This is a genomic window from Streptomyces venezuelae (genome assembly GCF_008642335.1).
Taxonomy (GTDB): Bacteria; Actinomycetota; Actinomycetes; order Streptomycetales; family Streptomycetaceae; genus Streptomyces; species Streptomyces venezuelae_F.
The window spans coordinates 245,148-266,587 of record NZ_CP029191.1 but is presented as its reverse complement, the minus strand read 5'-3'; the positions used below and the strand labels follow the sequence as shown (position 1 = coordinate 266,587).

The following is a 21,440-nucleotide window of genomic DNA, read 5'->3' as shown; positions in this document are numbered from 1 at the left end:
CCGCCCGAGCGTTGCCCGCAATCCGCATGTCCTGTCCGCACGAAGGAGAACGTGTGTACCGGCTCGACCCGCGCTACCCGCCCGCGCCCGGGGCCGTCCTCGCCACCGGCTGGCAGGCCGTCGCCGCGCGCCTGCCCACGGGCCCCGCCACCGTCGCCGTGGACGGCCCGCCGACCGCCGCCTGGGACGACCTCGCCGCACGGCTCACCGACGAGCTGACCGCACGCGGCACCGCCGTGCGCACCCTCGACCTGCGCGCCCACCACGCCCCGCCCGCCGAGGTGCGCCGCCGCACCGAATCCGCGGCGGACACCGAAGACCCCTACTACGCCAAGCTCGCGCAAGGGGTTCTGCGCGACCTCTTCGACGACCTTCCCCGGCCCCGGCCGCCGAAGGGCCGCGACGTGCTCCTCGTCCACGGTCCCGGCGCCTCGCTCCTCCCGCACGACCTGCTCTGGTACGCCGACCTGCCCAAACGGCACGCGGAGGCGGCCGTCGCCACCGGCACCGGCCGCAACCTGGGACTTCCGGACGACCCGGGAACCCTGCGACGGCTCTTCTACATCGACTGGCCCATCCTCGACCGCCACCGGGACGCCCTCGCGCCCCGCCTCGACGCATGGCTCGACGTGCAGGACCCGCAACGCCCCACGTACATCGACGGCACCGGTCTCCGCGCCACTCTCTCCGGCCTCGCCCGCCGGCCCGTGCGCACCCGGCCCTACTTCAACTCGACGCCCTGGGGCGGGCACTGGGCCCAGGACCGCCTCGGCTTCGACCCCACCACACGCAACACCGCGCTCGGCTACGAACTCATCGCTCCCGAGGCGGGCGTCCTCATCGGCACGCACGCCGGTCAACAGGCCGAAGTACCCTTCCAATTGCTGTGTGTCCTGCACCCCGAGGCGATGCTCGGTCCGCCGGTGGCCGCCCGTTTCGGCACCTCCTTCCCGATCCGCTTCGACTACCTCGACACGCTGGGCGGCGGCAACCTGTCCGTGCACTGCCACCCCAAGGCGCGGTACATGAAGGAGCGGTTCGGCTGGTCCTACACCCAGCACGAGACGTACTACATGGCCGTCGGCGGCCCGGACACCCGCGTCTTCCTCGGCCTGCGCGAGGACGTCGACCTCGACCTCTTCCGCAAGGAGATCGAGGAAGCCGCGCACGACGGGGTGCCGATGGACCCCGAGGACCACGTCATGACGTTCCCCGCCGAACAGGGCCGGCTCTTCCTGATCCCGGCGGGCACGCCGCACGCCTCCGGCGCGGGGAACGTCGTCCTGGAGATCAGCGCCACGCCGTACCTCTACTCCCTGCGCTTCTACGACTGGCTGCGCCCCGACGCCGACGGCCGACCCCGGCAACTCCCGTACGAGCACGGTCTCGCCAACCTGGAGACCGTCCGCCGCGGCGACGCCGTCGCACAGGACCTGGTCCAGGAACCGCGCGTCCTGCGTGAGGGCCCGGGCCGGCGCGAGGAACTCCTGGGCGCGCTGGACGAGATGTTCTTCGAGGTGCGGCGGCACGCCCTCGACGTGGGCGCCGAAGCCGACGACGACACGGCCGACCGCTTCCACGTCCTCAACGTGGTGGAGGGCGAAGGCGTCGCGCTGCACACGGCGGCGGGGGAGCGGCACATGCTGTACCGCTCGGAGACGCTGACGGTGCCCGCGGCGGTCGGGCCCTACCGCCTGGCCGCGATCGGCGAGTCCCCGGTGAAGGTCGTCAAGGCGCTGGTCCGCGCGGAGCGGGGCGGGCGGACCGGCTCGCGAGGAACCGGCTCGCGGGGAACCGGCTCCCGGGGAACCATATGAGACCCGTCCTGGAACTCGGCGGCACACACGTCACCGCGGCGCTCGCGGACCCCGGAACGGCGACCGTGCTGCGCAGGGTGCGTGAGACGGTACGCGCGCGTGGCTCGGCCGAACACGTCCTCGGCGCGCTGGTGCGCTGCGCCGGGGAACTGGACGCGCCCGCCGGGGAGGTGTGGGGCGTCGCGGTCCCCGGCCCCTTCGACCACGACAAGGGCATCGCCCGCTTCGCCGGTGTCGGGAAGTTCGACGACCTGTACGGCGTCGACGTACGCGCGGTCCTGCTCGACGCGGTGTGGCCGCGCCCCGCCCACGCGGTCTTCCTCAACGACGCGCACGCCTTCCTCCTGGGCGAGTGGCGCTCGGGCGCGGCGCGCGGCCACGAACGCTGCGCGGGCATCACCCTCGGCACGGGCGTGGGCTCGGCCTTCCTGGTGGCGGGCCGCGCCCGGCACGAGGGCCCCGGCATACCCCCGCAGGGCCGCATCGACCTCGTGGAGACGGGCGGCGGACCTCTGGAGGAAACAGTGTCGCGCCGCGCGATCCTGGCCCACTACGGTGGCGCGGACGCACCCGTCGACCCCGACCTGGACGTGAGCGACATCGCGGACCGGGCGCGGGCCGGGGACCGGCGAGCACGACGCGTCCTCGACGAGGCGTTCACGACCCTCGGCGCGGTACTCGCCCCGCACCTGCGCGACTTCGGGGCGACCGTGCTCGTCGTCGGCGGCGCGATGTCGACGTCATGGGACCTCCTGCGCCCCGCACTCCGCGCCGGCCTGAGAGATACTCCGGTCACGCTCCGCCCCGCGGCCCTCGGCGAGGACGCGGCCCTGGTCGGAGCGGCGGCACACGCGGCGACGGTGCGCTGAGGGCCGGTCACCACCAGCCCGCCCCCTCGCCGCACGGTCCCGGCCCCGCCGCGCCGGAACCGCACACCGGACGAACCGGAAGGACCCGCACCATGCCCGCACCGCACGACGGCCGTGCCCGCGCTCCGCGCGACGCGCATCGCGGGCAGCCCACCCTCCGGGACGTCGCCGAGCGGGCCGGGGTCAGTGCCATGACGGCGTCGCGGGTGCTGCGGGACGATCCGCGGGTTCTGCCGACCACCCGCGCGCGAGTTCGGGCCGCCGCCGACGCGCTCGGGTACCGGCCCAACGAGGTCGCCCGCAGCCTCCGGCTCGGCCGCGGCACCGGGCTCGTCGGGCTCGTCGTGACCAACCTCGCCAACCCCTTCTACTCACGCCTCGCGCTCGGCGTCGACTCCGTGGTAGGTGAGCACCGCCTGAAGACCGTCATCGGCAACACCGGCCAGGACCTCGACGCCGAGCGGGAACTCGTCGCCGACCTGGTGGCCCGCCGTGTCGACGGGATCATCGCCGTGCCCGCGGGCGCCGACCAGCGGCACCTCGCCACGGCCGTGGCCGACGGCGTGCCCGTCGTCCTCGCCAGCCGCCCGCCCGAGGGCTTCGCGGCGGACTGCGTCCTGGTCGACGACTTCGGCGGCGCCCGCGCCGCCACGGCCCGCCTCCTGGAGCGGGGTCACCGCCGCATCGGCTTCCTCGGCTCGCCGCCCGCCGTCCACACCGGCACCGAACGGCTCCGCGGGTACGCGGCGGCCCTCGCCGAGGCAGGACTCGCCGTCGACGCACGCCTCGTACGCCAGGGGCAGACCGAACCGCGGCAGGCCACGCGCGCCGCCGCCGAACTCCTCGCCCTGCCCGAGCCCCCGACCGCACTGTTCTGTTCCAACAACCGCAACACGATAGGGGCGTTCCGGGCGATACGGGACGCGGGTGCGGGGAGTGGTGGCGGTGCAGGTGTCGCCCTCGCCGGGTTCGACGACTTCGAACTCGCCGACGCGCTCGGCCTGCCCCTCACCCTCGTGGCGTACGACAGCGACGAACTCGGGCGCGCGGCGGGCCGGCTCCTCGCCGACCGGCTGCACGACCCGGCCGCGCCCACCGAACCACGTCAGATCGTGGTGCCGACCAGCCTGGTGGAGTACGGCAGGTGAGTCTCCGCACGGGAGCGGAACGATTGGCGGTGACCCGTACGTTGAGCAGGGCGGGGCAGCACCGTGTGCACCCGGAAGGACCGAGGAAAGCCGACGGGAAGAACCGACGGGCAGAGTCGAGGGGACGGGGGCACGCGTGTCGCAGCCGAGCCGTTCCGCGCGCCTCGCCTCATCCGCCGTATCCCTCCTCGTCACCGTCCTCGCCCTGTTCGTCCCCTCCGCGGCGGCGTACGGGACACCGGCCGACGGGCCGCTCGCCCGGCACACCGTCGTGGCGCACGCGGAGAAGCAGACCGCGCCCCATGACATACCGGCGCTCCACGTCACCGTCACGCACCGGCTCGACGCCCACCTCCCGGGGCCGCAGCCGATAGGACCACCGCGCACGGCGGTCGACACGGCGCCGCACCGCGCCCTCGGCGGACCCGACGTCCGCCTCCGGGCCGTTCCGGCCACTCCGCGACAGGCCGGGGCACAAGCCGCCCCGCGCGGCCCGCCCCGGCGATGAGCACGCAGACCCACTCCGACGCCTGACCCGGCACGCATGCGCGCACGCACGCGCGCTCGTACGCACAGCACCGCGTTCGCGACGCCCCGTCACGCGTCCTTCCGTCCTGCCCTCATCGTGGCCCTCATCGTGGAGAACCCATGTCCCGCGCGCCCTTGTGGCGGGCGATCGTCGCGCTCGCGGCCGTCGCCCTGTCGCTCTACATCGCCCTCACCCAGTCCGCCCGCCTCGGCCTCGACCTGCGCGGCGGCACACAGATCGTCCTGGAGACCAAGGACTCACCCACCACCAAGGCGGACGCCGAGTCCACCGACCGCGCCCTGGAAGTCCTCAGGCAGCGCGTCGACGCACTCGGCGTCGCCGAACCCGGCATCGCACGCTCCGGCGAGAAGCGCATCATCGTCGAACTCCCCGGAGTACAGGACCCGCGCAAGGCGGCCGAGGTCATCGGCCGCACCGCCCAGCTGACCGTCCACCCCGTCACGGGGGAGTCCACCGAGAAGGGCACGGCCAAGCCCGCAGCCGACGGATCACGTACCCTGCCCGACCCCGACCGTAAGGGTGCCTACCTGACACTCGGCCCCACCGCGCTCACCGGCCAGGGAGTCAAGGACGCCCAGGCCACGCTCGACCAGCAGTCCCTCGCCGGGTGGCTCGTCACCCTCGACTTCCGCAAGGACGCGGGCGACACCTGGGCGAGGATCACGGGCGAGGCGGCCTGCGCACCGCAGAACGCCCCCGAGCGGCGCGTCGCCATCACCCTCGACGACAAGATCATCTCGGCTCCGGGCGTCAACCCGAGCGTGCCGTGCAGGACCGGCATCACCGGCGGCACCACCCAGATCACCGGCGACTTCAGCCAGTCCGAGGCCCGCGACCTCGCCGCACTCGTCAAGGGCGGCGCGCTGCCGGTCCCCGTCGACGTCGTCGAGCAGCGCACCGTCGGCGCGACGCTCGGCGCCGACGCCATCGAGGCGAGCGCCACGGCCGCCGTCATCGGCATCGCCCTGACCGCCCTGTTCATCACCGTCGTCTACCGGCTCATGGGCGCGCTCGCCGCCCTCGCCCTCGCGCTGTACGGCCTCATCTCGTACGCCGCCCTCGTCGCACTCGGCGCGACGCTCACCCTGCCGGGGCTCGCCGGGTTCGTGCTGGCCATCGGCATGGCCGTCGACGCCAACGTGCTCGTCTTCGAACGCGCACGGGAGGAGTACCTCGGAGTCCGCTCCGCCGACCTCGCCAAACCCGTGCGCACGGGCTTCGCGAAGGCGTGGAGCGCGGTCGTCGACTCGAACGTGACGACGCTGCTCGCCGCGGGGCTGCTGTTCTTCTTCGCCACCGGACCGGTCAAGGGCTTCGGCGTCACCCTGTCCATCGGCGTCCTCGCGTCGATGGTCACCGCGCTCGTCATCACGCGTGTGCTCGCCGACTTCGCCGTGCGCCGCGAGTTCGTGCGCAAACGGCCCGGTCTGACGGGCATCGCCGCCACGGGACGCGTCCGCACCTGGCTGGCCCGGCGCAAGCCGAACCTGGTGCGCCACCGGCGCCGCTGGCTCGGCGCGAGCGGCCTCCTGATCGTCGTCGCGGTCGCGGGCATCGCGCTGCGCGGCCTGGAGTTCGGCGTCGAGTTCACCGGCGGCCGCCTCGTCGAGTACAGCACCAGCAGGCCCGTCGACGCCGACACCGCCCGCGGCGCCGTGTCCGACGCGGGCTTCCCGCGCGCGGTGGTGCAGGAGTCAGGGGACGGCGACATCTCCGTCCGCACGGAACGCCTCACCGACGCCGAACAGCAGCGCGTCAAGGAGGCCCTGGCGGAGCCCGGCGGCACGGTCACCGTCGAGCGCGACGAGATGATCGGGCCGAGCCTCGGCGACGAACTGCGCCAGAAGGCGCTCATCGCCCTCGGCATCGCCGTCGCCGCCCAGCTGATCTACCTGAGCGTGCGGTTCCGCTGGACGCTCGCGGTGGCGGCCGTCTCGGCGATGGTCCACGACCTGCTGCTGGTGGTGGGCCTGTTCGCCTGGCTCGGCAAGCCCGTCGACAGCGTCTTCCTCGCCGCCCTGCTCACCGTCATCGGCTACTCGGTCAACGACACGGTGGTCGTCTTCGATCGCGTGCGCGAGGTGCGCCGCCGCGATCCGCGCGGCGACCTGGAGGCCACCGCCAACCAGGCCGTCGTGCAGACGCTGCCGCGCACCGTGAACACCGGCATGGGCGCGCTCTTCATCCTGACCGCACTCGCCGTGCTCGGCGGCGACTCCCTCGCGGACTTCTCGCTGGCGCTGATCGCCGGGGTCCTGGTCGGCATGGCATCGACCGTCTTCACGGCCGTCCCGATCGCCGTCGCGCTCGAACGCCGCAACCCGGCGCCGCCGCCCGCACGGCCGGGCCGATCGGGCGGCACGGGTGGCGCGCGCGACGTACCCGACGGGTACAGCCCCCTGGAGGCGCGCAGGAGGAAGGAGCGGGGGACCGGAGCCGTCGTCTGAGGCGTTTCGTACACGACCGGGGTACGTGTCCCGTCTCCACAGGTGAGGAACGGGCGGGTCGCTTAACGTACCCATATGGTCACAAAACGAAATGCATCCGCCGCCAGGCGCGGCCGCCCCACGCTCACCCGGGGCACGGGCCTGATCTGCGTCGCTGCCGCGGCCGGAGCACTGCTCACCGGCTGCGGCAACGACGACGGCGACACCAAGACCGACACCTCCACCGCCGGACGGGCGGCGTCGCCCTCGACCTCCCCGTCGTCCGACGGGGGCAACCTCACGGACGACCAGCGGGAGCGCAAGGAGCTCGTCCCGAAGGCCAAGGTCGGCTACGACAAGGCGCTGGACGCGGCGGTGGCGACGGTCGACAAGGCGAAGCCGGTCTCCATCGAGCTCAAGGGCACGCCGGACAAGCCGGTCTGGGAGACCGAGGTGGCGACCGCGGACGGCGCCGCCCACGACGTCGACGTCGACGCGGTCACCGGCAAGGCCGGGCAGGCGCGGGCCGACAAGGACCAGGACCAGGACGACAAGCGCGAGCTCGCGGACCGGCTGAAGAAGGCGACCGTCACCGCGCAGCAGGCCGCGCAGACCGCCACGGACAAGAAGAAGGGCACCGTCACCTCGGTGGAGCTCGACGACTCCGACAAGGGCGACATGGTGCGGTGGTCCGTCGACGTCGTCACGACCGACGACTGGAACAAGACGACGTACGACATCGACGCGACCAACCGCAAGATCGTCCGGGAGCACGTCGACCGGGACTGACTCCCGACCGCCCTCGCGCCCGGCGGACCTGATGGCCGTGCGGCGGTGCCGCCGGCGCGAGGATGGGCGCATGGATGTTCGTCAGCTCGAGTACTTCCTCGCGATCGTCGACCACGGCGGCTTCAACCGGGCGGCGTCGGCCCTCTACCTCTCCCAGCCGTCGCTGTCCCAGGCGGTTCGTGCGCTGGAACGGGACCTGGGCAGCAGCCTGTTCCACCGCATCGGGCGTCGCGCCGTGCTCACCGAGGCGGGCACGGCGCTGATCGAACCCGCCCGCGCGGCCGTGCGCAGCCTGGAGACGGCCCGCGCCAGCGTCGCCGCGGTGCACGAACTGCGCGAGGGGCGGCTCGACATCGCCGCCATGCCCTCCCAGGCGGTGGAGCCGCTCACCACGATGGTCCGCGGCTTCACCGGCCGCTACCCCGGCGTGTCCGTGCACATCCGGGCGGCGTTCACCTCGCGCGACGTCGTCGACATGGTCCGCACCGGCGCCGCCGAACTGGGCCTCCTCGCGACGTCCGGCCCCGTCGCCGACAAGGAAGTGCTCTCCCATGACGTGGGCGAGCAGCGGTTCGTCCTGGTCACCCCGCCCGACGGGCCCTTCCCCGCGGGCCGTCCGGTGGCCCGCGAGGAGCTCGCGGGGCGGCGGCTGATCGTCGGGCAGCGGGGCACCGGCATGCGCGCGTACGTCGACGGGCTCCGCGAGCGTGGCATCGACTTCGCCATCGCGGCGGAGACCGAGCACCGCGTGGCGATCCTGCCGCTGGTGCTCGCCGGGGTGGGCCTCGCCGTCGTCACCGAGTCCTGGCGCACGACCGCCGAGCGGGCCGGTGCGCTGGTCCTGGACATCGAGCCGCGGACGACGCTGCGGATCGCGCTGGTGAGTCGCAGGGCCGAGCAGTCGCCCGCGGCGCGGACGTTCCTCACGTGCGCGCTGGCGGAGTCCACGGAGACGCGTGCATATAGGCGAGCCCTATAAGGCAGATCGGCAGAGCGTCTTGGACGCTCGAACACTCCCGTTGCTGCAATCGGGGCATGACCCACCACCACATCGCACTCATCCCCGGCGACGGCATCGGGGCCGAAGTGCTGCCTCCCGCACAGCGGGTCGTCGACGCGGTCGGCACCCGCCACGGCTTCACCTGCTCGTACACGACGTACGACTGGTCGTGCGAGCGCTACGTCCGCGAGGGCGCCATGATGCCCGAGGACGGGCTCGACCAGCTGCGCGACAAGGACGCCATCCTGCTCGGCGCGGTCGGCTATCCGGGTGTGCCCGACCACGTCTCGCTGTGGGGGCTGCTGATCCCGATCAGGCGGGGCTTCCGCCAGTACGTCAACGTGCGGCCGATCCGCGTCTTCGAAGGGGTCGAGAGCCCGTTGTGGGCCGCCACTCCGGGGGAGGTCGACTTCGTCGTCGTACGCGAGAACGTCGAGGGCGAGTACAGCGAGATCGGCGGACGGCTGAACCGCGGTTTCCCGGAGGAGATGGCCGTCCAGGAAGCCGTCTTCACGCGCGCGGGAGTCACCCGCGTCCTTGACCACGCCTTCCGCTTGGCCGCGCGGCGGGGCGGCAGGCTCACCTCGGCCACCAAGTCGAACGGCATCGTGCACACCATGCCGTTCTGGGACGAGCTGGTCGCCGAGCGGGGCGCGGAGCATCCGACGGTGGTGTGGGACCAGGAGCACATCGACGCGCTGGCCGCGAAGTTCGTCCTCGACCCGGCCCGCTTCGACGTCGTGGTCGCCTCCAACCTCTTCGGTGACATCCTCAGCGACCTGGCCGCCGCCGTGGCCGGTTCCATCGGGATCGCCCCGGCCGCCAACCTCAATCCGGAGCGCGAGTTCCCCTCGATGTTCGAGCCGGTCCACGGCTCCGCGCCGGACATCGCGGGCCGCGGCATCGCCAACCCCCTCGGCGCCATCTGGTCGGCGGCGATGATGCTCGACCACCTCGGACACCGCGCGGCGGCCGAAGAGATCACGGCGGCCATCGCCGCGGTGCTGGCCAAGACCGACGTGCGCACCCCGGACCTCGGCGGCGACAGCACGACCGCCGAGTTCACCGAGAAGCTCCTCGAACTGCTCTGACACGTTCCCCGCCGAGGAGTCACGCCATGGCAGCAACCGCACACCCCGCCCCTTGGTACCGCCAGCTGTACTTCTGGGTCCTGACCGCGATCGTCGCCGGCATCCTGACGGGCTGGCTCCGGCCCTCCGCGGGCGTCGCCCTGGAACCGGTCGGCACCACGTTCGTCTCGGCGATCAAGATGCTGATCACCCCGATCGTCTTCCTGACGATCGTCGCGGGCATCGGCGGTGTCGACAGCCTGCGCCGGGTCGGCAGGGTGGGCCTGAAATCCCTGCTCTACTTCCAGGCCGGAACCCTCGCCGCGCTCGCCGTCGGACTGCTCGCCGTCAACCTCTTCCGGCCCGGCGCCGGCGTCCACGCCCACCCCGGCGACCTGCGGCTCTCCGGCGACGCCGCGCAGTACGTGAAGGACGGCGAGGCCCAGAGCTGGTGGCACTTCCTCACCGACATCGTGCCGTCCAGCGCGGTCGGGGCGTTCGCCGAGGGGAACATCCTTCAAGTCATCTTCTTCGCCGTCCTGTTCGGGGTGGCGCTGAAGGCGGTCGGTCCCGTCGGCGCGCCCCTGGTCGATGGCGTCAACCGGCTGAGCGCGGTCGTCTTCAAGATCCTCCACTACGTGATGCTCGCCGCCCCCGTCGGCGCGTTCGGCGCCATGGCCTACACCATCGGCAAGTACGGCGTCTCCACGCTCACCAGCCTCGGCAGGCTGATCGGCCTGTTCTACGGCACGTCACTGTTCTTCGTCGTGGTCGTCCTGGGCGGCGTTCTCGCCCTGCTGCGGATCAACATCCTCCGGCTCCTGCACCATCTGCGCGAGGAGTTCCTCATCGTCCTCGGCACGTCGTCGTCGGAGAGCGTGCTGCCGAGGCTGATGGGCAAGCTCGAAGGACTCGGCGTGCGCAGGGACATCGTCGGCCTGACCGTGCCGACCGGGTACTCCTTCAACCTCGACGGCAGCTCCATCTACCTCTCCCTGGCGGCGGTCTACATCGCCCAGGCCACCGACACCCCGCTCACCCTCGGCCAGCAGCTCGGCCTGCTCGCCGTCATGATCCTGACGTCGAAGGGGTCCGGGGGCGTCACGGGCGCCGGATTCATCGCCCTGGCCGCCACGCTGTCCACCGTCGGCACCGTGCCCGCAGCGGGCATCATGCTCATCTTCGGCATCGACAAGTTCATGTCCGAGTGCCGGGCCCTGACGAACCTCGCGGGGAACAGCGTCGCCACCCTCGTCGTCGCCCGCTGGGAGGGCGTTCTCGACACGGCACGCGTCAACAGGGTCCTGCGGAGCGGACGTCCCGAGCCGTCGACCGAGCTCACGACCGGGCCATCGACCGAGCCCTCCATCGAGCCCCCGAAGGAGCCCTCGAACGAGTCGGTCGGGCACGGAACTTCGACGGCGGGGAAGGCGTTGGCGGAGTGACGCGCACAAGCGCGTGGACGAGCGAAGCAGTCGAGGTGGCACGGATGGCGATGTGGGACCGGATCAAGGACCAGGCCAAGGGTCTGCAGCAGTCGCAGGGGGCGCGCGGCTCCGGCGGCCACGGACGACCGGGTTCGGGCTCCGGCGGGGGATCGAAGGCTCAGCTCGTGGGCGTGCTCAAGTCCCAGCTGGCCTCCCTCAAGACGGAGCTCAAGAGCGGTGCCTACCGCGACGCGAGCATGGCCATGTGCGCCCTTGTCGCGGCGGCCGACGGCTCGGTCGACCCGGCCGAGCGCCAGCACGTGGAGTCGCTGATCGTGCAGAACGACGTGCTGCAGAACTTCCCGCCGGACCAGCTGCGGCAGCGGTTCAACAAGCACGTGGACCAGCTGTCGCTCAACTTCCAGCAGGGCAAGACCGAGGCGATGCAGGAGATCGCCAAGGCGGCGAAGAAGCCGATGGAGGCCAAGGCGGTCGTGCAGACCGGCTTCGTCGTCGCCGGCGCGGACGGGTACATCGCACCGGCGGAGGAGCAGGTCCTTCGCGAGGCGTGCGTGGCGCTGAACGTGTCCCCGCAGGAGTTCGGACTCTGACCGGTCAGGACCGGTAGGGGACCGCGGCGGGCGGGGTCGAGGACAGGCTCTTACGCCGGCACGGTTACGACGGCACGGTGTCCAGGGCCGGGCCGATCACGTCGAAGGCCCGGTCGAGGAGTCCTGCCGGGTCCTCGGCGCCGTCGCTGCCGCTCCACCGCCGCAGCACGGCGTCGAACGCGGTGAGGGCCATCCCGGCGGCCAGCCGCGGGTACAGCTCGGCCTCGGGGTCGAGCCCCGTCCGGCGGCCCATCTCCTCCGTCAGGTCGTCGCGCCACTGAGCCTGCCGCTCCAGGAAGCGGGCCAGCAGGGCGGGCGTCCGCAGGATCAGCTGGACGACGCTCAGCGCGCGCTCGGAGTGGTCGGAGCGGTCGGAACAGATGGCGAGGGGGACCTTCACGGCGTTCCGCAGCGCTTCCGCGTGGGATTCGCCGGCGGGACGGTCCGCCAGCTCGGCGCGCATTCCGGTGCCCATGTCGGCCAGGAACTGGACGACCACGTCCTCCTTGGACGCGAAGTACCGGAAGAACGTGCGCCGGGAGACTCCGGCGGTGGCCACGATCTCATCGATGGTGACCGCGTCGTACCCCTTCAGCGCCAGCAATTGCAGCGCGGACTCGGTCAGTTCGTCCGAGACGAGGCGGCGCTTGCGCTCGGCGAGGCTCATTCGGGGATGGGAAGTCACCGAGTCATCGTACATGTCGGGCGCCCGCATGCCCCTTTTGTCACTCAGAGGCAGGGCGGCATTCCATGCCGCACATGGCGAGGAATGCCGCCCTGCCGGGCAGACCGGGGTGGGTACACCAGAACTGGCGCCGGTGCGCCCTAGCGGAACTTGCGCCAGCGTGCGCTGGCGAACGAGAAGAGTCCGAAGGCCACGAGGCCGACGGCGATCAGTGCGAGCAGCCAGGGCCCCACGCCGGTGTCGGCGAAGGAGCGCAGCGTGTTGTCCATGCCCTTGGCCTGGCCCGGCTTGTGCCGGAGCGCCGCGGTGATGGCGAAGCCGCCGGCGACGCCGAACACCACGCCGCGTGCGGTCCCGCCGGTGACGCCGAGGACATCGGTCGCCTGGCGCATCCGCCGCGACATCTCGGAGACGCGCAGCTTGTCGCGGAACTTGCGGAGCAGGGCGCGGCCCGCGATCCAGACGCCCGCCACGAGCACGCCGGCGCCCGCTGCGGCGACGATCCACTGTCCGGCGGGCCAGTCGAGCACCTTCGCCGTCGCGTCCTGGGTCTGCTTGTCGCTCGATCCGCTGCCGCTGCCCTGGTCGCCCGCGGCGTAGGCGATGACGGAGTACGTCACGAAGCTGTAGAAGAGGCAGCGAGCGCCCGCGATGGCCCGCTTGCCCGCGGTGTTCCCGTCCGGCCCGGCCTGCCCGAAGAAGACCTCGGAGAGCCGCCACAGCGCCATGCCCGCCAGGGCGCCGCCGAGCAGCCACAGCATGACGTGCCCGAGGGGACGCTCCGCGATCTCGGCGAGGGCGCCGCCCCGGTCCGCCTGGCGGCCGTCACCGCCGTCGGAGAAGGCGATGCGCAGGGCCAGCGCGCCGACGAGAAGGTACAGGACGCCACGTCCGACGAAACCGGCGCGTGCCACCGCGGCCACGCCTCGTCCCTTGGCTGCGCGCCTTGCTTTGCCCTTGCCGCGCACGGTGGCCGACGTGAGACGCACGGAAGGGAGGCGCATGGATGGGAGATGCATGGCTACCGGATGCCCCCGGCGCCCTGCCTCATGCCGACCTCTGTGAGCCCCGGACGTGGGGCTCGGCCGGGCTGCCCGGACGCGCGGCCCGGACCTGTGACCCGGATCCGGGGCCGCGTCAGCGGAACCCGATCCGGGAGCCGGCTCGCGTGCACGGCACCGGCGCGCCGGCCGGAATCGTGAACGCCTTGTCGAGTGAGGTGATGCGCAGCAGTCGCCGGTTGCGCGCGCTGCCCGGCACGAGCCACAAGGTGCCCCGGTCGGGGGCGACCCGCTTCCGGATCCGCACGAGCAGGCGGAGGCCGCCGGCATCCATGAATGTCACTTCCCGCAGGTCCGCGACGACCCGAGGGCCGGCCCGGTCCATGAGTGCCATGACACGGGGGGCGAGCTCCTGGTCGGCCCAGGCGTCCAGTTCGCCCCAAAACGCAAGGACATCGGTGCCGTTCACCACGCGGTGATGCAGGCCGAAGGTGAAGTCGGCGGTGCCCGTTTCCCAGTCCAGCAGTGTCTTCTCCCTTCACGGAGAGTAATCAAAATGGCGGTGGCGTGGCGTACGAAGACCGGCGCCGGACGCCACCGGGGTCCTGGGCGGCACCGAGGTCATGTGTCAATCGTTCCCGCTCAGAGCCGTTCGTACCCTCATAGGGTGATGTGATTGACCGGGAAGCGGAGCTGATGAACCGTCAACTCATCGATTACGCACCGTAATCACGTCGCTTTGTGTGCTCCCCGCGTCCCGCTCAGGAGTCCTGCGCGGGCCGTTCCTGCTCCCGCTCGACCGGAAGCCACAGCTCGGCGTCCGCCTCCGTGTGGTCCGGCGACATGTGCGTGCGCAGGATCTCCGGGCCGGGGCGGCTGCGGTACGGGTTCGACGGGAACCACTCCGTGAAAACGTCCCGCCACAGGTGCTGGATGGCCTCCGGCGCGGGCCCCGACGTCGCGAACACCGCCCAGGTCCCGGCGGGCACGGGCAGGACGGACGCGCCCGCCGGGGCGGCCGCCGTCGTGATCACGCCCTGGTAGTAGTCGAGTTCGGTGCCCTCGGCGCGGCTCGGGTCCAGGCCGTCGCAGACGGCGAGGACACCGCGCGGCTCCTGGTCCGACAGCTTCTCCAGGCGCTCCAGGTGCTCCGGCGCGATCCCGCGGACGAAGTCGACGATGGCCCGGTTCGGCCCCGAGTGCACCAGCGGCACGCGGGCCCTGGGCCCGACGACGGTGAAGTCCGGCTTGTCCACCACGCGGTACCGCAGGTCGCTGCTCCCCTCGACCGTGAGGCGGAAGGTCATCCGGGACTGGGAGCCGATCGCGGCGCCGGTACGCCGGGCCTCACCCGGCCCGACGCCGTGCATGGAGCGGAACGCCCGCGCGAACGCCTCGGCCGAGCCGTAGCCGTGGCGGACCGCGATCTCCAGGAGCGTGTCACGGCCCGCCAGCACCTCCGCGCCCGCGAGCGTGAGCCGCCGGCGCCGGACGTACTCCGAGAGCGGCATGCCCGCCAGCGCGGAGAACATCCGGCGCAGGTGGTACTCGGACGTGGCCGCGATCCGGGCCGCCTCGGCCACGTCGACGGTCCCGCCGAGCCGGCGCTCGATGTACTCCATGGCCTCGTTGAGCCGCTCCAGCACGCCCGGCCCCCTTCCTGTTCCGTGATCATCACCCTAGGGACTCCCGCGCTCAGCGCACGACGTCGGCGGGCAGTTCCACCCGGCGCCGCGGCGCGGTGCCGTCGAGGGCCGGGCGGCCGTCGACGACACGGAGCCCGGCCGCCGCGCAGGCGTAGGCGAGATCGCGCGCGTCGTACGGCACGTCCGGGCCGGTCCGCCAGAAACGGAAGTGCCAGTACGCGGTCGGGTCCGTCGCGTCGGGGGAGAGGCCGACCTCCTCGTGCCGCACGCACACCCCGTCCCGCGCCAGTGTCCCGTGGGTGCCGCCCTTCGGGTTGAAGTACAGACCGTAGGCGGTGGTACCGGCCGATACCGCGCCCAGCAGGGTCTCGTCGCTCGGCATGTATCCGTCCTGGGTGATCACGCAGCCGCCGGGGTCGCCCGGAACCTCGCTCACCGAGACGAAGCGGAGGAACGTGTCGTCACCGTCGGCGTCGATCTCGTCGTCCTCGTCCAGGTCGTCGAACGGGGCGTGCTCCGGGAGGACTTCGGGGCAGCGCGCCGGGTCGGCGCCCAGGCGGCGGACGACCTCGGCACCATCGAGACCACGCACGAAGGCGACGCCGAGCCCCTCCGTCCACCGGCCCTCGTCGGTGAAGGCCGCGACGAGCGCGTCCGCGGCGCGGAAGGCCGCGAGCTCCTCGTCCGGCAGCGCCGCCGCGCCCGGCAGTTCCGCGACGACCGGAGCGAGCGGTGTCGTCAGCAGCAGCCGCCCCGGCGACCAGGGTCCTGTCTGCGGTGTCCAGACGTCCGCGCCGGCGCCGATCAGCGCACGGACACAGGCCTCGTCGCCCTCGCAGACGGCGTGCCACAGCGCGGTGTGCCCCTCGTCGTCGGGCGCGTCGACGTGTGTGACGTGGGGGAGGAGCAGGCGCATGGACTCCGCGCCGCCGTGCCGGGCGGCCATGTGCAGCGGGGTGGAGCCGGACCACACGTCGGCGTCGGCGGACGCGCCCCCGTCGAGCCGGGCCCGGATCAGCGCCGCGTCGCGCCAGTCCTCGTACCCCATGCCTTCCCAGTCGCCCCGCGGCACGTACCGCCGCCGTGCCTTCTCGCGCTCGCGCAGGACGCCGAGTTCGTGCGCGGACATCGGGCGGGCGAGGAAGCCGGGCGGGCCTCCCCACCGGCTGAAGACGAGGAATCGGTCCCCCGAGGTGGCGCGGGGCGCCGGCAGGCCGGGCCACACCTCGACGGCGCGGGCGGACGCGGCACGCAGGACGTCGGCGTCCACCGGCGTACCGGTCTCCGGGATCTCCTCGTCCGGCCACTCCACCACCAGCCGCGTCTCCCCGGCCGGGGGCAGCTCCGGCAGGTACAGGTCGACCTCGGTCCTGAAGAGGGAGTCGCCCATCCCGCCCGAGTCCAGCGGAATCAGCCCCGTCGACCTCCCCGACCGGGCGGCAGCCACGTGTGCCGCCGGACCGAGCACCCTCGTGAACTCCGACCCGTCCGTATCGAGCGACGTCACGCGCCGGCCGTCGCCCAGCAGGAGACCGACTCGCAGCCCCGACTGCTGCCGGGCCTCACCGTCTCCCTGGCGGATGACCGTCCGGTGCACGGCGAGGTGCAGCGTGACCGAGCCGGGCCACACGGACCAGCCGGACAGCAGCACCTTCGCCGCCGGTCCGCTCCCCGCCACCGCGGGCTGCGGCACCACGGCCGGAGCGAACCAGTCGAGCGGCGGCCGCTGCCGGGCCACATCGTCGTCCGGAGGGCCCAGCCGGACCGACTCGCCGCGCCGCCCCGCAGGTCCCCCGGGCGGGTCCTCGAGCCGTTCCCCCGCCGGGTACACCAAGTCGTCGAAAAATCCCATGCCGTCATGCTGACAGCAGGGTCTGACAACGGGCTCGGCCCGCCGCCCCGGTGACGGGGGATCAGCTCCCGGTGGGCACCCGGCTCCGCGCCGCGCAGTCGAGCAGCGTCGGCAGGGCCCGTTCCAGCAGGTCGACGCCGTGTGCGTACGGCAGCCGCAGCCGGTCGCGGAACCCGTCCACCGCGGAGAACGCCGAGCCCGGCACGACGGCCACGCCCCGGCGCCGAGCCAGCTGCGCGAGCGCCTCCGTGTCGGTGCCCGGCACCCGTACCCACAAGGCGGGTCCACCGGCCGGCCGGTCCCACTCCCAGTGCGGGGCGCGCGAGCGCAACAGCTTCTCCGCGCCCTTCAGTTGCCCGCGCAGCACCGCGCGGCGAGCGGTCCGTGCCTGCGGCAGCCCGGCAAGGAGCCGCGACGCCACCAGCTGGTCCACGACCGAACACGACAGGTCCACCGATGTCTTGATCTTCGCGAGGCGCGCCACGATGTGCGGCGACGACCGCACCCAGCCCACCCGGAGCCCGCCCCAGAACAGCTTCGACAGCGTTCCCACCGTGATCGTGGACGTCGCGGGGAGGCGGCCCGAAAGCGGCACCGGCGCACCGTCGTCCGCGAGGCCGAGCTCCGCGCACGCCGTGTCCTCGACGGTGAACAGTTCGCGCTCGCCCAGCGCCGACGCCCACTCCCGCAGCGCCGCGCCGTCCAGACTGCGGCCGGTCGGGTTGTGCACGGACGGCTGGAGGTAGACGAGCCGCGGCCGCACCTTCGCGCCGAGCCGCCGCAGGGCCGCCGCGTCCGATCCCGCGCCGCCCCCGCCCGGCCCGTCCCCGCCGACCGGGACGAGCCGCGCGCCGCGCGACCGCAGCGCCTCCAGGGCGCCACGGTAGGTCGGGTTCTCCACCACGACCGTGTCACCCGGGTCGACCAGCGCCTGCGCGACCAGCCACACGGCCTGCTGCGACCCCGCCGTGACCAGGATCTGCTCCGGCTCGGTGGGCAGCCCGGCCCCGCGGTAGTACGCCGCTATGCCCTCGCGCAACTCCGGTAGCCCGTGCGTCAGATAGCCGTCCGCGCGCAGCAGCGGGGCGAGCTCCGCGCCCGTCAGCGCGCCGACCGTGTCGGCCACCGCGCCGAGCCCGTCCAGCGCACCGCTCGACAGATCGGCGCCGCTCGTCCGCGCGTCGAAACTGGCGAGCCGGCCCTCGCCCCCCTGCCGGTCCTCGTCCGCGGGCTGCTCCAGGGCCCCCGAGCCGCGCAGCCGCGAACCGCTGCCGCGCCGGCTCTCCAGCCAGCCCTCGGCCTCCAGGAGGCTGTACGCGGCGGTCACGGTGGAGCGGCTCACCCCCAGCACGCCCGCGAGTTCGCGTTGTGAGGGCAGAGTCGAGCCGGGAGCCACGTCCGCCCGCTCCGCCAGCTCCCGCAGAGCGTCCGCGAGCCTGCGCGGAAGTGGAGCCGCGCCCTCCGATGACCAGCCGGTGAGCAGCCGCGACAAACGGGCCGTCGGGATCTTCGCCATGCCCTTCATCTTCGCCTACTCGCGTGCCGCGCAGGCCAATCGGGTCCCACTGGCCGTTGCCCGGGACGGGGACCGGTCGCAGGATCACAGCACCGAGCACCTGAAGGAGTGTGGAGTACATGGCGACCGTGGTCCTCGTCGGCACGCTGGACACGAAGGGCGAGGAGTACGCGTGGCTGCGCGAACGGCTCCGGGAGTACGGCAGTGACGTCCTGCTCGTCGACGTCGGCGTCCTGCCGCCGCCCGCCCACGCGCCCGTGGCCGACGTGCCCGCCGACGTGGTCGCCCGGGCCGCAGGACACGACCTCGGCTCGCTGCGCGCCGCCGGGGACCGCGGCGCCGCGGTCGCCGCGATGGCCGACGGACTGACCCGTGTCGTGCTCGACCTGCACCACCAGGGCAAGCTGCACGCGGTGCTCGCCGCGGCGGGCAGCGGTGGCTCGGCCATCGCCGCGCAGGCCATGCGCGCCCTGCCCATCGGCGTGCCGAAGGTCCTGGTCTCCACCATGGCGGGCGGTGACGTGGCACCGTACGTCGACAGCAGCGACCTCACGATGATGTACAGCGTCGTCGACATCTCCGGCATCAACTCCGTGTCGAGCCACATACTCGGCAACGCGGCGGCCGCCGCGGCCGGCATGGCACGCCGCCAGGAGCGCAGCTACGAAGAGCTCGCGGGCCCGCGGCGCAAGGTCGTCGCCGCCACGATGTTCGGCGTGACCACGCCCGCCGTCGACACGGCCCGCGCCCGCCTCGCCGAACTCGGCTACGAGGTCCTGGTCTTCCACGCCACCGGCGCCGGCGGCCGCGCCGTGGAGAAGCTCGCCGCCGACGGTCTGCTGGACGGCGTCCTCGACCTGACGACCACCGAACTCGCCGACGAACTCGTCGGGGGAGTGCTCAGCGCGGGCCCCGACCGGCTCACCGCGGCGGGTGCCGCCGCCATTCCGCAGGTCGTCGCGCCCGGAGCCCTCGACATGGTCAACTTCGGCCCCGCGGACAGCGTTCCCGAGCGTTTCGCGGGCCGGCGGTTCCTGGTCCACAACCCGACGGTCACCCTGATGCGGACGACCGCACGGGAGATGGCGGCCCTCGGCGCCATGCTCGGCCACAAGCTCGCCGCGGCCCGCGGCCCCGCCGAACTCTTCTGGCCCCTGCGCGGACTCTCGGCCGTGGACATGCCGGACGCGCCCTTCGCCGACCCGGTGGCCGACAGGACGGGCCTCGACGCGCTGCGCGCCACCGTCTGCGGCAGCGGCGTCCGCCTCCACGAGGTCGACTCCCACATCAACGACGGGGCTTTCGCGGTGGCCATGGCCGACCGCCTGCACCAGCTGATCGGCGAACGCGCCGCCTCACAGGCCGCACGCTGACCCACCGCTTCGAGGAGCAACCCCATGAACCGCAAGGAAGCACTCGCCCGGCTGCGCGCCCAGGTCGCCGCGGGACAGCCCGTCATCGGAGCGGGCGCGGGCACCGGACTCTCCGCCAAGTGCGCGGAGGAGGGCGGCGTCGACCTGCTCATCATCTACAACTCCGGCCGCTACCGGATGGCGGGCCGCGGCTCCCTGGCCGGACTCCTGCCGTACGGCGACGCCAACGAGATCGTCGTCGACATGGCACGGGAGGTCCTGCCCGTCGTCCGCGACACCCCGGTCCTCGCGGGCGTCTGCGGCACGGACCCGTTCCGCCGCATGGACCTCTTCCTCGACCAGCTCAAGGCCATGGGCTTCACCGGCGTGCAGAACTTCCCCACCGTCGGCCTGTACGACGGCACGTTCCGCGTCAACCTCGAAGAGACCGGCATGGGGTACGGCCTGGAGATCGACATGGTCCGTGCCGCCCACGAACGCGACCTGCTCACCGCGCCCTACGTCTTCGACCCGGAGCAGGCCGCCGAGATGGCGAGGGCGGGCGCCGACATCCTCGTCCCGCACGTCGGCCTCACCACCAAGGGATCCATCGGCGCGGGCACCGCCATGACGCTCGACCAGGCGGCGGCCGCCGTGCAGGACATGCACGACGCCGCCAAGCGGGTCAACCCGGACGCCCTCGTGCTCTGCCACGGCGGTCCCATCGCCGAGCCCGAGGACGCCCGGTACGTCCTGGAGCACACCACCGGCATCGTCGGCTTCTTCGGCGCCTCGTCCATCGAACGGCTGCCCACGGAACGGGCCATCGTCGAGCAGACGCGGGCGTTCAAGTCCCTGGGCTCCTGAAGGCCTCCGGTGCCGGAAGTGTTACCAGAGGCGGGCTCCCCGCCGCGCCAGATAGCGGTAGGGGCTGACGTCCGAGCCGTAGTGGCGCCGGGACCGTATCTCCAGGTGGAGATGGGGCCCGGTGGCACGCCCCGTGCTGCCGCTGTTCCCCAGGCGCGTCCCGGCGCGGACGCGGGCACCCTTGCGCACCCGGATGCGGGAGAGGTGTCCGTACACCGCGTAGTGCCCGTCCGGCATCCGTACGGTGACGGCCTTGCCGTACGCACCCGACCAGCGCGCGAGCACGACGACCCCGCCGCCCACCGCGTACACGGCGGTGCCGCGGGGGACCGCGAGGTCGATACCGGTGTGGTGGCCGGCGAGCCAGTTGCCGCGCGCCCCGTACCGGGAAGTGATCCGGTACCTGCGGCGCAGCGGGAGGGTGAACCGGCGGGGACCGGCCGCGAAGCCGCGCTCCTCGTCCTCGGGGAACTCCGCGTCGCCGTCGGCGAGCGCCGACTCGAACTCGGCGTCGTAGTCGGCCTCGCAGGAGTCGAGTTCCTCGACCGGCCGCGGTGCGGCCGCCCCCGCCGTGAGGGCGCCGCCCGCCAGCAGCACCGCTGCCATGCCCAGTACGTCACGTCGTGTGGTGCCCGCTTCGCGCGGGCTCTCTATGTGGTGGCCCATCTCACTCAGCAGACCGGCAGGGACGCGGGTACGCACGTCGGCTGCGCCATCCGGAGGACACGGGGCCCGCCCGTTCCGCTCTCCGGAACGGGGGCACAAACCCCCATAACTGACCGGACTAGTGCTCAGTACGAACCGATATTGGACG

General features: G+C 72.9%; 19 protein-coding genes. 12 read left to right on the top strand and 7 right to left on the bottom strand.

Going from position 1 to position 21,440, the window contains the following annotated elements; all coding sequences use genetic code 11:
* The first annotated feature begins 53 nt into the window (after positions 1-53).
* The 10 genes from DEJ49_RS01190 (at position 54) to DEJ49_RS01145 (ending at position 11,707) form a co-directional block, all read left to right on the top strand.
* Positions 54-1,817, top strand: a complete 1,764-nt coding sequence (locus DEJ49_RS01190; protein WP_223832677.1) for a class I mannose-6-phosphate isomerase — start codon at positions 54-56, stop codon at positions 1,815-1,817.
* Positions 1,814-2,686 carry an ROK family protein gene (locus DEJ49_RS01185; protein ID WP_150181939.1) on the top strand — a complete coding sequence of 291 codons (873 nt, stop codon included), beginning with the start codon at positions 1,814-1,816 and terminating at the stop codon, positions 2,684-2,686. Before DEJ49_RS01190 ends, DEJ49_RS01185 begins: the two co-directional genes overlap by 4 nt.
* 92 nt (positions 2,687-2,778) lie before the next feature.
* The gene (locus DEJ49_RS01180; RefSeq protein WP_150181938.1) at positions 2,779-3,834 is read left to right on the top strand and encodes a LacI family DNA-binding transcriptional regulator; all 1,056 of its coding nucleotides are present in this window, start codon (positions 2,779-2,781) and stop codon (positions 3,832-3,834) included.
* Positions 3,835-3,970: 136 nt separating this feature from the next.
* Positions 3,971-4,342 (top strand): hypothetical protein, encoded by a 372-nt coding sequence (locus DEJ49_RS01175; RefSeq protein WP_150181937.1) that lies wholly within the window; start codon positions 3,971-3,973, stop codon positions 4,340-4,342.
* A gap of 140 nt (positions 4,343-4,482) precedes the next feature.
* Positions 4,483-6,831: a protein translocase subunit SecD gene (gene secD / locus DEJ49_RS01170; RefSeq protein ID WP_150181936.1), complete on the top strand. Its 2,349-nt coding sequence runs from the start codon at positions 4,483-4,485 to the stop codon at positions 6,829-6,831.
* 75 nt (positions 6,832-6,906) lie between these two features.
* Positions 6,907-7,599, top strand: coding sequence for a PepSY domain-containing protein (locus DEJ49_RS01165; RefSeq protein WP_150181935.1), 693 nt, complete (start codon positions 6,907-6,909; stop codon positions 7,597-7,599).
* Positions 7,600-7,669: 70 nt separating this feature from the next.
* Positions 7,670-8,578, top strand: a complete 909-nt coding sequence (locus tag DEJ49_RS01160) for a LysR family transcriptional regulator (protein WP_150181934.1) — start codon at positions 7,670-7,672, stop codon at positions 8,576-8,578.
* A 56-nt stretch (positions 8,579-8,634) separates the two neighbouring features.
* Positions 8,635-9,690: a tartrate dehydrogenase gene (locus tag DEJ49_RS01155; protein ID WP_150181933.1), complete on the top strand. Its 1,056-nt coding sequence runs from the start codon at positions 8,635-8,637 to the stop codon at positions 9,688-9,690.
* A 26-nt stretch (positions 9,691-9,716) separates the two neighbouring features.
* Entirely contained in the window at positions 9,717-11,114 is a 1,398-nt protein-coding gene (dctA, locus tag DEJ49_RS01150; RefSeq protein ID WP_150181932.1) for a C4-dicarboxylate transporter DctA, read from the top strand.
* A gap of 44 nt (positions 11,115-11,158) precedes the next feature.
* The gene (locus DEJ49_RS01145) at positions 11,159-11,707 is read left to right on the top strand and encodes a tellurite resistance TerB family protein (RefSeq protein ID WP_150187974.1); all 549 of its coding nucleotides are present in this window, start codon (positions 11,159-11,161) and stop codon (positions 11,705-11,707) included.
* A 64-nt stretch (positions 11,708-11,771) separates the two neighbouring features.
* Here DEJ49_RS01145 and DEJ49_RS01140 read toward each other — a convergent pair whose 3' ends face one another.
* The 6 genes from DEJ49_RS01140 to DEJ49_RS01115 all read right to left on the bottom strand — a co-directional run bounded on the left by DEJ49_RS01140 (position 11,772) and on the right by DEJ49_RS01115 (position 18,407).
* Positions 11,772-12,374, bottom strand: coding sequence for a TetR family transcriptional regulator (locus DEJ49_RS01140; protein ID WP_150187973.1), 603 nt, complete (start codon positions 12,372-12,374; stop codon positions 11,772-11,774).
* 158 nt (positions 12,375-12,532) lie between these two features.
* Positions 12,533-13,315 (bottom strand): DUF1206 domain-containing protein, encoded by a 783-nt coding sequence (locus tag DEJ49_RS01135; protein WP_150181931.1) that lies wholly within the window; start codon positions 13,313-13,315, stop codon positions 12,533-12,535.
* 214 nt (positions 13,316-13,529) lie between these two features.
* A complete protein-coding gene (locus DEJ49_RS01130) occupies positions 13,530-13,862 on the bottom strand; it encodes an STAS domain-containing protein (RefSeq protein ID WP_190329231.1) in 333 nt (110 codons plus the stop codon).
* Between the two features lie 292 nt (positions 13,863-14,154).
* The gene (locus tag DEJ49_RS01125) at positions 14,155-15,039 is read right to left on the bottom strand and encodes an AraC family transcriptional regulator (RefSeq protein WP_150181929.1); all 885 of its coding nucleotides are present in this window, start codon (positions 15,037-15,039) and stop codon (positions 14,155-14,157) included.
* A 49-nt stretch (positions 15,040-15,088) separates the two neighbouring features.
* The gene (locus tag DEJ49_RS01120; RefSeq protein ID WP_150181928.1) at positions 15,089-16,891 is read right to left on the bottom strand and encodes an ankyrin repeat domain-containing protein; all 1,803 of its coding nucleotides are present in this window, start codon (positions 16,889-16,891) and stop codon (positions 15,089-15,091) included.
* 61 nt (positions 16,892-16,952) lie between these two features.
* Complete coding sequence (locus tag DEJ49_RS01115) at positions 16,953-18,407, bottom strand: PLP-dependent aminotransferase family protein (RefSeq protein WP_190329230.1); 1,455 nt, start codon at positions 18,405-18,407, stop codon at positions 16,953-16,955.
* Between the two features lie 119 nt (positions 18,408-18,526).
* Between DEJ49_RS01115 and DEJ49_RS01110 the strand changes: the two genes are divergently transcribed.
* On the top strand, positions 18,527-19,780 hold the full coding sequence (locus tag DEJ49_RS01110; protein ID WP_150181926.1) for a Tm-1-like ATP-binding domain-containing protein: 1,254 nt from the start codon (positions 18,527-18,529) through the stop codon (positions 19,778-19,780).
* A 24-nt stretch (positions 19,781-19,804) separates the two neighbouring features.
* The gene (locus DEJ49_RS01105) at positions 19,805-20,626 is read left to right on the top strand and encodes a phosphoenolpyruvate hydrolase family protein (protein WP_150181925.1); all 822 of its coding nucleotides are present in this window, start codon (positions 19,805-19,807) and stop codon (positions 20,624-20,626) included.
* Between the two features lie 21 nt (positions 20,627-20,647).
* Here DEJ49_RS01105 and DEJ49_RS01100 read toward each other — a convergent pair whose 3' ends face one another.
* The gene (locus DEJ49_RS01100) at positions 20,648-21,232 is read right to left on the bottom strand and encodes a M23 family metallopeptidase (RefSeq protein ID WP_223832676.1); all 585 of its coding nucleotides are present in this window, start codon (positions 21,230-21,232) and stop codon (positions 20,648-20,650) included.
* Positions 21,233-21,440: the final 208 nt, after the last annotated feature.